Annotated in this window: 11 protein-coding genes and 1 riboswitch; of the genes, 1 reads left to right on the forward strand and 10 read right to left on the reverse strand. The window is 75.2% G+C overall.

Annotated elements, in window-relative coordinates; translation table 11 throughout:
• Positions 1-33: 33 nt before the first annotated feature.
• From BLQ97_RS20880 to BLQ97_RS20890, 3 genes are all read right to left on the reverse strand, one after another.
• A complete protein-coding gene (locus BLQ97_RS20880) occupies positions 34-1,914 on the reverse strand; it encodes a hydantoinase B/oxoprolinase family protein (protein ID WP_091368480.1) in 1,881 nt (626 codons plus the stop codon).
• The gene (locus BLQ97_RS20885) at positions 1,914-3,983 is read right to left on the reverse strand and encodes a hydantoinase/oxoprolinase family protein (protein WP_091368483.1); all 2,070 of its coding nucleotides are present in this window, start codon (positions 3,981-3,983) and stop codon (positions 1,914-1,916) included. Before BLQ97_RS20885 ends, BLQ97_RS20880 begins: the two co-directional genes overlap by 1 nt.
• 64 nt (positions 3,984-4,047) lie before the next feature.
• Positions 4,048-4,245, reverse strand: coding sequence for a hypothetical protein (locus BLQ97_RS20890; RefSeq protein WP_091368486.1), 198 nt, complete (start codon positions 4,243-4,245; stop codon positions 4,048-4,050).
• A 238-nt stretch (positions 4,246-4,483) separates the two neighbouring features.
• Between BLQ97_RS20890 and BLQ97_RS20895 the strand changes: the two genes are divergently transcribed.
• A complete protein-coding gene (locus tag BLQ97_RS20895; RefSeq protein ID WP_091368488.1) occupies positions 4,484-5,344 on the forward strand; it encodes a GGDEF domain-containing protein in 861 nt (286 codons plus the stop codon).
• On the opposite strand, the gene BLQ97_RS20900 is transcribed toward BLQ97_RS20895, so the two are convergent.
• From BLQ97_RS20900 to BLQ97_RS20930, 7 genes are all read right to left on the reverse strand, one after another.
• Positions 5,333-5,770, reverse strand: a complete 438-nt coding sequence (locus BLQ97_RS20900) for a DUF1707 SHOCT-like domain-containing protein (RefSeq protein ID WP_175471853.1) — start codon at positions 5,768-5,770, stop codon at positions 5,333-5,335. The genes BLQ97_RS20895 and BLQ97_RS20900 overlap by 12 nt on opposite strands.
• Positions 5,771-5,835: 65 nt before the next feature.
• Entirely contained in the window at positions 5,836-6,939 is a 1,104-nt protein-coding gene (locus BLQ97_RS20905) for a winged helix DNA-binding domain-containing protein (protein ID WP_091368493.1), read from the reverse strand.
• A gap of 100 nt (positions 6,940-7,039) precedes the next feature.
• On the reverse strand, positions 7,040-8,245 hold the full coding sequence (locus tag BLQ97_RS20910) for an EAL domain-containing protein (protein ID WP_091368495.1): 1,206 nt from the start codon (positions 8,243-8,245) through the stop codon (positions 7,040-7,042).
• Between the two features lie 125 nt (positions 8,246-8,370).
• Entirely contained in the window at positions 8,371-8,973 is a 603-nt protein-coding gene (locus BLQ97_RS20915; RefSeq protein ID WP_091368499.1) for an aggregation-promoting factor C-terminal-like domain-containing protein, read from the reverse strand.
• 222 nt (positions 8,974-9,195) lie between these two features.
• Positions 9,196-9,342, reverse strand: a riboswitch (cyclic di-AMP (ydaO/yuaA leader).
• A gap of 225 nt (positions 9,343-9,567) precedes the next feature.
• Positions 9,568-9,999, reverse strand: a complete 432-nt coding sequence (locus BLQ97_RS20920) for a VOC family protein (protein WP_091368503.1) — start codon at positions 9,997-9,999, stop codon at positions 9,568-9,570.
• Positions 9,990-10,874: a TcmI family type II polyketide cyclase gene (locus BLQ97_RS20925; protein ID WP_217637300.1), complete on the reverse strand. Its 885-nt coding sequence runs from the start codon at positions 10,872-10,874 to the stop codon at positions 9,990-9,992. The genes BLQ97_RS20920 and BLQ97_RS20925 overlap by 10 nt, the downstream gene beginning before the upstream one ends.
• A complete protein-coding gene (locus tag BLQ97_RS20930; RefSeq protein ID WP_091368506.1) occupies positions 10,871-12,154 on the reverse strand; it encodes a cytochrome P450 family protein in 1,284 nt (427 codons plus the stop codon). The genes BLQ97_RS20925 and BLQ97_RS20930 overlap by 4 nt, the downstream gene beginning before the upstream one ends.
• Positions 12,155-12,157 lie beyond the last annotated feature (3 nt).

A 12,157-nucleotide genomic window follows, 5' to 3' on the forward strand; every position in this document is an offset into this window, starting at 1 on the left:
GGCAGGTGACCGGACGGGCGTCGGCGTCGCGTGCTACAGGTGGTCGAACTCGTTCGAGGTCGCGCCGCCGGAGAGCAGCGCGTACCCGGGACCGCGGTCGAAGAACGGCTCGTCGCCCGTGCGGGCCGCGCACCGCTCCTCCCGCAGCGCGGCGGTGGCCGCGTGGTCGGCGGTGCCGTCGTCCCGGAGGACCACGCCGTAGTCCTCCCGCGCGCCGGCCACGGACACCTTGCGCCAGGCGACGTCGCGCAGCACCTCCTCCACCGGCCGCCCCAACGGGTCGCCCCACCCGCCGCCGCCGGTCGTCCGGATGCGGACGACGGTGCCGGCGGGCAGCGGCTCGGCGTCGGCCAGCGCGTCGACGTCGTGCTCGTCGGGGCCACCCGGGTCGACGGTCACCTGGAACGGCCGGCCGGCCCTCCCGCCGTTCACGCCCCAGCAGGACAGGATCGAGCGGTCGGCGATCGACATGAAGTGCGCGTCGCGCAGCACGCGGACGTGCTTCTCGTAGCCGCAGCCGCCGCGGTACCGGCCCGGCCCGCCGGAGTCCAGCGCCAGCCCGAGGCGCTCGACGCGCAGCGGGAAGCGGGACTCGGTGAACTCCGTCGGCAGGTTCCGCGAGTCCGGGACGACGTGGATGGTGTCCTCGCCGTCGGCGTAGTACCGGCCGCCCGAGCCGCCGCCGAGCACCTCGCGCATCAGGTACGGCTGGCCGTCGGCGTCGGTCCCGTACACACCGGTGTAGCGGATGGTCTCCTGGTCGGCGGGCATCCGGCCGCCCGTGGCCTTGGCCAGCACGCCGGCCAGCACGCCGAGCAGCCGCAGGATGACGAACGTCCGGGCGTTCGTCGGTGCCGGGAAGACCGGGGTGAGCAGCGTGCCCTTCTCCGGGAACCGCATCTCGATCAGCGGGACGACGCCCTCGTTGACGTCGAGCTGCGCCATCCGCTCGGGCGTCTCGGCCAGGTTGCGCAGGATCGGCGCCAGCCACTTCTTGAGGAAGTTGCCGTCGGCGTAGTCGCCGCAGTGGTTGATCGGTCCCTTGGCCTGCGGGCCGGTGCCGGTGAAGTCGACGACCAGCGGCACGTCGGCCGTCGAGTCCATGGTCAGCGTGATCCGCTGGCGGTGCAGCTTCGGCGGCTCGACGCCGTCGTGCTCGGCGTAGTCCTCCCACACGTAGGTGCCGTCGGGGATCTGCGACAGGACCTCCCGCCGGTACACCTCGGTGGAGGCGGCCAGGATCGCCTCGAAGCAGGCCTCGACGGCGGCCACGCCGTAGCGGTCGAACAGCTCGCCGAGCCGGCGGGCACCGGCCAGGCAGGCCGAGCACTCGGCGTCGAGGTCGGCGGCCAGCGAGTCGGGCATCCGCGAGTTGCGGGTCATGATCCGCAGCGCCGCCTCGTTGCGGACGCCGCGGTCCCACAGCTTGATCGGGGGGACCATCAGGCCCTCCTCGTACACGCTGGTCGCCGCCGACGGCATGGACCCGGGGACGGCGCCGCCGATGTCGTCGTGGTGGCCGAACGCCTGCACGAACGCCACCACGGTCGGGGCGCCGTCGACGTCGGCGAACACCGGCACCGTGACGCACAGGTCGGGCAGGTGCCCGATCCCGCCCTCGGAGAGGTAGACGTCGTTGTGGAAGAAGACGTCACCCGGGTTCATCGTCCCGATCGGGTGGTCGCGGACCACCGGGTGCACGAGCGCCGAGTACGAGCGGCCGGTGAGCTTGCGCAGCTGCCGGTCGTGGATGCCGGCGCGGAAGTCGTGCGCGTCGCGGATCATCGGCGACCGCGAGGTGCGGCCGATGGAGGTCTCGACCTCCTTCTCGATCGCGGCCAGCGTGCCGGCGACGATCTCGACGAGGACCGGGTCGGCGCCGGTCGCGCCGTCCGCGCGCGGGAGGCGGTCCATCAGGCGGTGGCCCTCTCGATCAGCAGGTTGCCGTACGCGTCCACGGTGGCCGCGAACCCGGGGTGCACGGGGACGGTGGAGCCGAACTCCTCGACGACCGCCGGGCCGCTGACCACGTCGCCGGGCGCGAGCGCGGGCCGGTCGTACGTGGGCGTGTCCACCCAGTCGTCGAAGAAGACGCGGCGCGAGCCCGTGACGGCCCGCTCCACCCCGCCCTGGCGCGCGGGGAGCGCCACCAGGTCGGGACGGCGGATCGGCCCGATCCCGCTCACCCGCAGGTTCACCCACTCCACGGCCTGGCGCGGGTCGGTGGCGAAGTCGTAGCCGTAGAGCTGCCGGTGCGCGGCGTGGAAGGCCCGCGCGACCTCCTCGGCCGCGGCCCGGTCGAGGTCGCCGTCGGGCACGGGCACGCGGACCTCGAACGCCTGGCCCACGTAGCGCAGGTCGGCGGTCCGCTGCACCCGCTGCTGGTCGCGGCCGAAGCCCTCGCCGTCCAGCGCGGTCCGGGCCCGCGCCTCCAGGTCGGCGAACACCGACCGCACCCGGTCGAGGTCGAGGTCGAGGTGCCGGCTGATCGCCGTCTGCACGTGGTCGTTGCGGACGTCGACGGTGAGCAGGCCGAACGCGCTGACGTTGCCGGGGTTCGGCGGCACCAGCGTGCGCGGCAGGCCGAGGACGTCCATCAGCCGGCAGGCCAGCAGCGAGCCCGAGCCGCCGAAGGTGGTGAGCGTGAAGTCGCGGACGTCGAGGCCCTTGGCGACCGTCACCTGGCGCAGCGCGTTGGCCTGGTTCCAGGCGGAGATCTCGAGGATGCCGGTGGCCGTCCGCTCGAGGTCCATGTCGAGCTCCGCGCCCAGCCGCTTCAGCCCGTCACGGGCGGCGTCCACCGACAGCGGGATCTCGCCGCCGAGCAGGTGCGGGGGGATGCGGCCCAGGACGACGTGCGCGTCGGTGACGGTCGGCCGGTCGCCGCCGTCCGGGTAGCACATCGGGCCGGGGTCGGCGCCGGCCGACCGGGGGCCGACCTTGAGCGTGCCCTCGGGGGAGAGCCAGGCGATCGAGCCGCCGCCCGCGCCGACGGTGACGACGTCGATCATCGGGATCTTGCTCGGGTAGTCGCCCACCGACCCCTCGGTGGTCAGCGCCGGCTCGCCGTCGACGACCACGGTGACGTCGGTGGAGGTGCCGCCGCCGTCGCAGGTGAGCACCCGGTCGAAGCCCGCCGTCCCGGCGATGAGCGCGGCCCCCAGGGCGCCGGCAGCCGGGCCGGACAGCATCGTGGTGATCGGCTGGTGCACCACCTCGGCGGCCGACAGCACGCCGCCGTTGCTCTTCATCACGTAGAAGGGAACGCCCGGCGCGATCTCGTCGAGGCGGGTGCGGATGTTGGTGACGTAGGCGCCCACCTTCGGCTTCACGGCCGCGTCGACCAGCGTGGTCACCGAGCGCTCGTACTCGCGGTACTCGCGCAGCACCTGCGAACTGATGCTGACGACGGCGTCCGGGTGCTCCTCGCGGAGCACCTCGAGGACCCGGCGCTCGTGGGCGTCGTCGGCGTAGGAGTGCAGCAGGCAGACGCCGATGGTGCCGACGCCGGCCTCGCGGAAGAACCGGGCGGCGGCGCGGGCGTCGTCCTCGTCGAGCGGCCGGACCTCGGCGCCGGTGTGGTCGAGCCGGCCGCGCACGGTGCGCACCAGGTCGGCCGGGACGATCCGCGGCGGCTTGACCCAGAAGTAGCTGTTGCCGTAGCCGTCGGGCACCGACTGCCGGGCGATCTCCAGGACCGACTCGTAGCCCTCGGTGGTGAGGAACCCGATCCGGTCCAGCCTGCCCTCGAGCAGCTGGTTGGTGGCCACCGTCGTCCCGTGGCTGACCGCCGTCACCGCGCTGCCGTCGAGGCCCATCAGGCCGAGCACCTTGCGGACGCCGGCGAGGAAGCCCTCGGCAGGGTCGGCCGGGGTGGAGGGCGTCTTGGTGGTGGTCGTCGCGCCGGTGTCCTCGTCGACGGCGACCACGTCGGTGAAGGTGCCGCCGGTGTCGATGCCGATCCGGACGCGACGCGGCTCCATGCGCAGGTACCTTAGGGCTGAGATACCTCCGGGGGAAGCACCGGGCCGGGGCGGCCGCGCCGGGCTACGACCCGGTCCCGCCCTCCGGTGGGCCGGCGGAGCGGCCGGCGTCCTCGACCGCGGCCCCGGTCGGGTCCGGGCGCCCCGCACCCTCCTCGCCGGAGCGCCGGCCGCCGTCGGTGCCGGCCGGGAGGTCGGTGACGTCGTCGAACTCGCGCAGCGCGTCGTCGGGCGCCAGGAAGGCGTCGTCGGGACCGGTCATGGTCTCCTCCTCGGTCGTTCCGGTGCCCGGGGGCGTACCCCGCGGCCCCGGCGCGGGCACGTGACCCCGTGACACGCACCCGCACCGGATCGACGGGGCTGCCCTCCCGTGGTGTCATGCCGTGCAGCGCGTCTCCCAGGGGCGCGGACCCGCAGGAGGCGACATGGCGAACGAGTGCGCGACCGGCCGGGCGGCGCCCCGTCCCGCGGGGGTCGGCGGCCCCGGCGCCGCGGGCTGAGTGGACGACCGCCTCGCCCGGGAGTTCGTCGAGGGCACCGACGCCCTGGTCTGCGTCGTCGACGCCCAGGGGCGGATCCTGCTGGCCAACCCCGCGCTGCAGCGGTTCACCGGGCGGGCGCCTGCGGACCTGCTCGGCCGGTCGTTCGTCGACGTCTTCGTCGTCCCCGAGCACCGCGAGCTGGCCCTCGACGCCGTCGAGCGCGCCGTGCTCACCGGCCGCGCGTTCCCGCAGGAGGGGGACTGGCTGACCGCCGACGGCGGCCGGCGACTGGTGTCGATGCAGAACAACGTGCTGGTCGACGACGCCGGCCGGCCCTACGCGGTCGCCTGCGTGGGCATCGACGTCACCGACCAGCGGCGCCGCGAGGAGCTGCTCAGCGAGCGGGCGCGCACCGACCGGCTCACCGGCATCCCGAACCGCGGCACGTTCTTCGAGGAGCTCGAGCGCCACCTGGCCCCCGACCGGCACGAGGTCTGCGGCGTGCTGTTCTGCGACCTCGACGGGTTCAAGAAGGTCAACGACGACCACGGTCACGCGGTGGGCGACGCCGTGCTGGTCGAGGTCGCGGCCCGGCTGCGCACCCTGGGCGGTCCGGGCGACGTCGTCGCGCGGTTCGGCGGCGACGAGTTCGTGGTGCTCTGCCCCGGGTGCCAGGACGACGAGCTCGGCCGGATGGCCGAGCGGGTCGGGGAGCAGGCCGCCGTCCCCCTGCCCACGGCCGCGGGCCCGCTCGTGGTCGGCGTGAGCGTCGGCAGCGCCGTCGGGCGCCCCGGGGAGACACCCGACGAGGTCATCGCCCGCGCCGACCGGTCGATGTACGGGGCCAAGACCCGGCAGCGCCGCCGGTCACGGCGCTGAGCCCCGCGGCCGGCCGATGCCGGTGGCGTAGAGGACGGTGAGCACCGCCCCGGACGGCGCCAGCCAGATGAACCACGGGTACACCGCCCCGCCGTTGCCGAGGGACACCAGCGTCCACACCACCAGGTTCACGGCGAGCACGCTGGCCCAGACGGTGCTGAGCACCCGCATCGTGGTGCCGCCGGCGGTGGTCGAGAAGACGCGGTGCCGCGGGGCCGGCAGCGGCGGGGGCGGCGGCTCGGGCAGGTCGCGGGTGACCCGGTCGAGCTCGCCGCGGGTGCGCGCCGCCCACACCGCGCGCGCCCGCTCGTCGAACTCGTCGAGGTCGAGCTGGCCGTGGCCCACCGCCCGGCGCAGCCGTTCCTGCACCGCGCCGCGCTCGTCGTCGGAGACCCGCAGTTCCTCGGTCCGGACCGGTTTCCCCATGGCGGGCATCGTGGCACCCCCGGGGGCGCTGCGGGGTCCGTCGTCCGGTGGACGGTGCGTCCCCCTCAGGCCAGCTCGACGGCCCTGAGGCGGGTGCCGCGCGACGCGGCCAGGCGCTCGGCCTGCTCGCCGACGGCCGCCCTCAGCGCGGGGGACACCCGCACCCAGGGCTCGACGGCCACCGTCAGCGACGAGCCGGACCTCCGCGGCCGCCACAGCCCGGCCAGCGCGCCGTCGTGCAGCACCGCGCCGGGCCGGCCGAGCGTGGGCCAGGTGGCCGCGCGCCGGGCGGGGTCGGCGACCAGCGTCTCGCGGTCGCGGCCCTGCAGGAGGAGGTCGAACGGGCCGAGCAGCCGGGTGACCCCCGGCGCGGGGGCGCCCAGCCGGTCGGCGTCGGCGGCGAGCAGCCAGCGCCGCTCGCCGTCCACGTCGACCTCGACGACGTCCTCGGGCCAGCGCGCCCGGACCTCCCTCACCGGCGCGTCGAGGTACCCGGCGACGTGCGCGGGCGTGGCCGGGCCGAGCAGGTGCAGGTACGCGCGGACGACGTCGAGCCGGTCGGGGACCGTGGCGGCGGGGGCGAACCCGGGGACCGGCTGCAGCACCGGCGGCGACGTCCCGGGCTGCAGCTCCAGCCCCGCGCGCAGCGCCGCCAGCCGGAAGGGCTGCTCGTAGAGGTGCACCGCGCCGCAGGGGCGGCACCACCGGTTGTACGGGCCGGGCCCGTCGGCGTCCGCGAGCGCGTCCGACAGCCGCCGCGACATCTCGCCCTTGCCCGTCGGCGCGGTGACGATCTCCCGCATCCGCCCGGCGATCCGGTCGAGGGCGGTGAGCACCGGGATGCCCGCGGCCCGGAGCGGCTTCGCCGCGTCGAACACCCGCTTGGCCGCGTCGGCCTCGGAGAACGGCGCGGTGGCCGCGGCGACGGCGGGCAGATCGGTGCGGCGGTAGCGGTGCGGGGCGCCGCGCAGGGTCCAGACGGTCACCAGCTCCCCGGGCTCCGGGACGACGCCGCGGTTGGCCAGCGCCCACAGCCCGCCGTCGGGCCCGGTGTCCTGCACGCCGAGGTCGAGGACGGCGGTGCCGGCGACCGTGCCGGTGTCCCGGTCCAGTTGCTGGGCGGGAACGCGGTGGGCCAGCACGTCACGGGCGGTGGCGGAGGGGGGCACGCGAGCACGGTAGGGGCAGCGGCCGACGACCGTGCGCCGGTCGGCCCCTCGTCCGCCGGCGCGGGCCCGGCAGGTGCACACCCGCCCGGGCCCGTGGGCGTCAGGCCGGCTGCCCGAGCCGGGGCCGGGGCACCGCGACGGGGGTCAGGGACTCCGGCGGCCCGGGGCGGCCGAAGAACCAGCCCTGCCCGAGGTCGACGCCCAGGTCGAGCAGCGCGGCGGCCTCCTCGCCGGTCTCGATGCCCTCGGCGACCACGGTGACCCCGCAGCCGTGGCCGAAGGTGACCAGCGACTCGACCAGCTTGGCCAGCACGGGGTCGGTGTTCAGGCCGCTGACGATGCTGCGGTCCATCTTGATGACGTCGGGGGAGGTCACCACGATGTGCCGCAGGCTGGAGAAGCCGGCGCCGACGTCGTCGATGGCCAGCCGCATCCCGGCGGCGCGGAAGGGCACCAGCGCGGTGGTGAGCGCGTCGTAGTCCTCGACCGGGTCGTGCTCGGAGAGCTCCAGCAGGATGCGGGGCAGCGGCAGGGTGTGCAGCAGCGCGGAGAACTCCGGCGTCAGCAGGGTCTGCGGCGAGACGTTCATCGCCACGTAGCCGTCCACGCGGGACAGGTGCTCGGCGGCGCGCCGCAGGGCCAGCAGCTCCACCTCGTGGCCGCGGCCGACGCTGTGCGCCTCCTCGAAGACGACGTCAGGGCCCTTGCCCCAGTCGGCGGGGAAGCGGCTGAGCGCCTCGGCGCCCACGCGGGCGCCGCTGGTCAGGGAGACGATCGGCTGCAGGACGACGGTCGGCCCGCCGGCGGCGACCAGCGGGTCGAGCCGGCCGTCGATGTCGTCGCGGCGCTGCTGCGCGCGCAGCTCGGGCTCGATGACCACCGAGGCGGCCGACGCGAGGACCTTCATCAGGGCCTCGTCGCGGGTGGTGAGCTCCTTGTCGGAGGTGAAGCCGAACGCGCAGAAGGTGCCGTAGAGGCTGCCGTCGGACAGCGTCACCGGCGTCGACACGTAGCTGCGGATGCGCGGGATGCGCGCCGAGGGCAGCGACATCGCCAGCGGGTACTTCTTCACGTCGTCGATGACCGGCGGCAGCCTGCCGTCGAGGATCGCCTGGCAGAACGACGTCTCCTGGACGACCTTCGCGCCCTCCTGCACCAGCACCGGCACCCGGGTGTCGACCACCTCCAGGTGCTGGGTGGTCCCGTCCATGCGGGTCAGGAAGGCGACCGGCATGTGCAGCGACTTCCTCGCCGTGTGCAGCAGCTCGGCCACCTGCTGCTCGGCGTCGGTGCGCGTCCTGCCCATGGTGTGCTCCCGTCCGGTGGCTGTCCCCTCTCTTCGACCGCCGCGGGGCGCGCCTGGACCGGCGCCCGCCGGGCCTCACCCCGAGGGGTGGGACCCGGCGGGCCGAGCTCGCTGCGGGCGGGGGCTCAGTACCAGCCGTTGGTCTGGAAGTGGTCCCAGGCGGCGCAGGCGCTGCCGTAGCGGTTCTCGACGTAGATCAGCCCGGCGTCGACCTGCCGGAAGGGGTCCGACGTCTTGGCGATGCCGGTGCTGGCCCAGGTCGAGTCCAGGAACTGCGGGATCCCGTAGGCGGTGCTGGTGGGGTTCTGCGCGTTCGGGTCCCAGCCGCTCTCGGCCTCCCAGAGCTGCTCGAGGCAGCCGAACTGGGTGGCGTCGCCGAGCTGGGCGGCCGCGTGGTCCTTGTAGGCCTGCTCACCGGAGGCCGCGGGCGCCGGTGCCGGGGCGGGCGCCGGTGCGGGGGCGGGCGCCGGTGCCGGAGCAGGGGCCGGGGCGGGTGCGGGCGCCGGTGCCGGAGCCGCCTCGGGGGCCGGCGCGGCGGGGCCGTCGTGCCAGCTCCCGTTCCCCGAGCCGTCGCTCCACCCGGACCCGCCGCCGCGGGACCAGTCGTCGGCCTGGGCGGCCGACTGCCCGGCGAAGGCGACCGCGAGGGTCATGGCCCCCGTGGCGGTGAGCAGGTGCAGGGCCCGGCGACGGGTGCGGGCGTGCGTGATCGTGGTGCGTGCGTGCATGGAGCCGTCCTCCTGGAGGCGCGGACGTGCGGCACCGTCGGGCGACGGCGCTGCAGCGGTCGTGCGGGGCAGGGGTCGTCAGCCGGGCGTGCGGCACCGGCCGGACACGGGGGTCCGGCTGAGGGCGCCGTGCGACGGCTGTGCGTGCTGGTGGACAGGCGGGAGCGCGACGGTCCCGGACCTGGGGGCGCGGGGGCGGTGGGCCCCGGGCGCGGCTGTACTCCGTTCTCCCCTGGCCGCCTACCGGGTGAGCTGACGGGTTCGGGCTGGGAGTGCCCTACCTGCTCCCGGGTGTCCGGGAGCGGGACTCACCCCGGTGGTGCTGGTGGGTCCCCGGCTCGCGCGTGCGCGACTCGGCGGCATCCGGCGCGGGGCCCCCGGGAGGGGGCGAGACGCCCGGCCGGACGCCGAAACGCTAAGGAGGGGACCGGTCCGTGACAATCCCGTGACCTGAACCGGCGCCGGGGGCACGCGACAGGCCGACACCGGATCCCGCACCGCGCAGGGCCGGTCACCCGCCGCGACCACCCGGGCCCGGACACGACGCGACCGCCGGGACCCGAGGGGGTCCCGGCGGTCGCGTTCCGTCGCGCGTCAGGCGGGACGGTGGGGCGGGCCGCCGCGGAAGTCGGCGGCCGGGTGGTTGTCGGAGATGAGGCCCAGCACGTTGCCGAAGGGGTCGAGGACGCTCGCGCTGACCACGGGTCCGTGCGGCGTGAGCGGGATCCACTCCTTGGCGCCCATCGCCGCCAGCTGGTCGAGCACGGCGTCGAGGTCGTCGACCCGCCAGTGCCCGACCGCCCCGCCGGGTTCCAGTGCCGCCCCGGGGGGAGCCGTGGCGCGGCCGGCGATGGCCAGCCGGGTCCGCTCGTCGACGGCGAACGCGGCGTACCCGAGCTGCCCGTTCGCGCCGGGCCGGGTGAAGACCGGTCCCGCCCCCAGGAACTCGGTGTACCAGGCCGCGGCCGCGGCCACGTCGTCGGCCCAGTAGGTGATCGAGGCGATCCCGCGCAGGGTCACGTCCATGACGAGGGGGCCTCCTCCTGCGCCAGCACCGGCTCGGGGTCCCCGGGCTTCCAGTCCGGTGCGGTCCACCGGTGGAACACCGTGGCCACCGAGTCGCGCGGCGTCTGCCACGTCTCCGGGCGGTAGGGGCTGACGTAGGGGGCGAGGTCGGCCATCACCTTGGCGAAGGCCGGCCGCATCGACTCGTGGTTCTGCCGCACGGCCGCGGCCTTGGTCCGGTCCTGCTCGAGGAGGTGCACGAAGACGTCCTCCATCGAGTACAGCCAGCGGCCGGTCACCCCGGTCTCGGTGGGCAGCCCGCCGGCGTCGGACTCGGCGAACACCCGGGCGATCTCCTCCTCGGTGCCCGGCTTCATCCGCTGCACGATGACGGTCATCTCCCGGTCGGGGGAGACCTCGCCCTCGGGCAGCCAGCTGTAGAAGTGCTTGGCCACCGAGTGCGACGGGTTTTCCCAGTAGCTGGCGTAGGGCGTCACGTAGGGCTCGATGGCCTCGGCGATCGCCTGGAAGGCCGGCAGCCCGCGGCGCTGGCCGGAGACCGCCGGGTCCTGCTTGCGCTCGATGACGTGCAGGTAGAGGTCCTCGTAGGAGAGCAGCACCCGGCCGACGACGCCCAGGTCCTGCGGTCGCGTCGTCTGGTCGTAGTAGGCGAAGACCGGTCCGACCTTGTCCTCGCTGCCGGGCACCATCCGGCAGACGATGACGTTGCGGAACGGCCGCCAGGTGGCCGACGCCCAGCTCGCCGGGGTGGCGGCGGTCGTCGTCATCGGCGCCAGGGGCGGGTACTCGACGGGTGTCGTCGCGGCGTCGGCCGCGGGGTCGGCGGACCGGGGTGTCGGGGTGCTCGGGGTCGTCTGGTGCTCGGTCTGGGTCATCGGGTTCCTCCGGGGACAGGGGTGGGGGTGAAACGGAGGGGGAGGGAGAGCAGGCCGCGGAAGGCCGAGGCGGCGGGCAGCCACTGCAGCTCCTCCACGGGGACGTCGAGGCGCAGGTCGGGCAGTCGCAGCAGCACCTGCCGCAGCGCCGTCGTCGCCTCCAGCCGGGCCAGTGCGGTGCCCAGGCAGTAGTGGATGCCGTGCCCGAAGGCCAGGTGCTGGGTCGGCCCCCGGTCCAGGTCGAGCCGGTCGGGCTCGGCGGTGAGCTCGGGGTCGTGGTCGGCCGCGCTGAGCACGACGGTGACGATCGAGCCCGCCGGGACGGTCACGCCGCCGATCTCGAGGTCCTCGGTGGCGAACCGGAAGCTCGACACCGGCACCGACCCGTCGAAGCGCAGCAGCTCCTCGACCGCCTCCGGCACCCGGTCGGGGTCGGCGAGCAGGCGGGCCATCTCGTCGGGGTGGGTCAGCAGCGCCACGACGGCGTTGCCCAGGAAGTCCGACGTCGTCTGGTAGCCGGCGAACAGCAGCAGGAAGCAGCTGGAGACCAGCTCGGCCTCCGACAGCCGGCCGTCGCCGTCCCGGGCGGCGATCAGCCCGCTGACCAGGTCCTCGCCGGGGTGGGCGCGCTTGGCCGCGACCAGGCCGGTGAAGTAGGCGTGCAGCCGCTCCTGCGCCTGCCCGATCGCCGCCCGGTCCTCCTGGGGGCTGCGGCCGCCGGTGCCCACCGTCCGGATCACCTGGGTGCCGGCCAGGATCTCCTCGTGGTCGGCCTCGGGGATGCCGAGCAGGTCGCCGATCACCGCGAGCGGCAGCCGCAGCGCGAACTCGTCGACGAACTCGCACTCCCCGCGCGGCGAGATCCGGTCGAGCAGGCCCGCGACGATCGCCTCCACCCGGGGGCGCATCGCCTCGATGCGCTTGGGCGTGAACGCCTGCGTCACCAGCCGGCGCAGCCGGGTGTGCTCGGGCGGGTCGGAGTTGAGCATGTTGGTGTTGATCTGCCGGGCCTTCTCGCCGAACACCGCGAGGTAGGTGTCGCCGGCCCGGTACAGGTCCTTGGACAGCCGCGGGTCCGACAGCGCCTCGCGCGCGTCGGCGTAGCGGGTCACCAGGAAGGAGTCGAAGCGCGGTGTGCGCACCTTGACCACGGGCCGCTCGGCGCGCAGCCGGGCGTAGACGGGGTAGGGGTCGGCACGGAACTCCGGCGTGTAGATCTCCTGACCGGGGACGACGTCGTCCGGGGGCGCCGCGGGGTTCCGGGGGGCGGTCTGGGTCATCTC

The organism is Geodermatophilus telluris (assembly GCF_900102745.1).
In the GTDB taxonomy this organism is placed as follows: Bacteria; Actinomycetota; Actinomycetes; order Mycobacteriales; family Geodermatophilaceae; genus Geodermatophilus; species Geodermatophilus telluris.

Coding starts and splice junctions, on each gene's coding strand:
- BLQ97_RS20920 (WP_091368503.1), bottom strand. CDS start 9,999: ATGGACGTGACCCTGCGCGGGATCGCCTCGATCACCTACTGGGCCGAC.
- BLQ97_RS20925 (WP_217637300.1), bottom strand. CDS start 10,874: ATGACCCAGACCGAGCACCAGACGACCCCGAGCACCCCGACACCCCGG.
- BLQ97_RS20930 (WP_091368506.1), bottom strand. CDS start 12,154: ATGACCCAGACCGCCCCCCGGAACCCCGCGGCGCCCCCGGACGACGTC.
- BLQ97_RS20910 (WP_091368495.1), bottom strand. CDS start 8,245: ATGGGCAGGACGCGCACCGACGCCGAGCAGCAGGTGGCCGAGCTGCTG.
- BLQ97_RS20880 (WP_091368480.1), bottom strand. CDS start 1,914: ATGGACCGCCTCCCGCGCGCGGACGGCGCGACCGGCGCCGACCCGGTC.
- BLQ97_RS20890 (WP_091368486.1), bottom strand. CDS start 4,245: ATGACCGGTCCCGACGACGCCTTCCTGGCGCCCGACGACGCGCTGCGC.
- BLQ97_RS20900 (WP_175471853.1), bottom strand. CDS start 5,770: ATGGGGAAACCGGTCCGGACCGAGGAACTGCGGGTCTCCGACGACGAG.
- BLQ97_RS20885 (WP_091368483.1), bottom strand. CDS start 3,983: ATGGAGCCGCGTCGCGTCCGGATCGGCATCGACACCGGCGGCACCTTC.
- BLQ97_RS20915 (WP_091368499.1), bottom strand. CDS start 8,973: ATGCACGCACGCACCACGATCACGCACGCCCGCACCCGTCGCCGGGCC.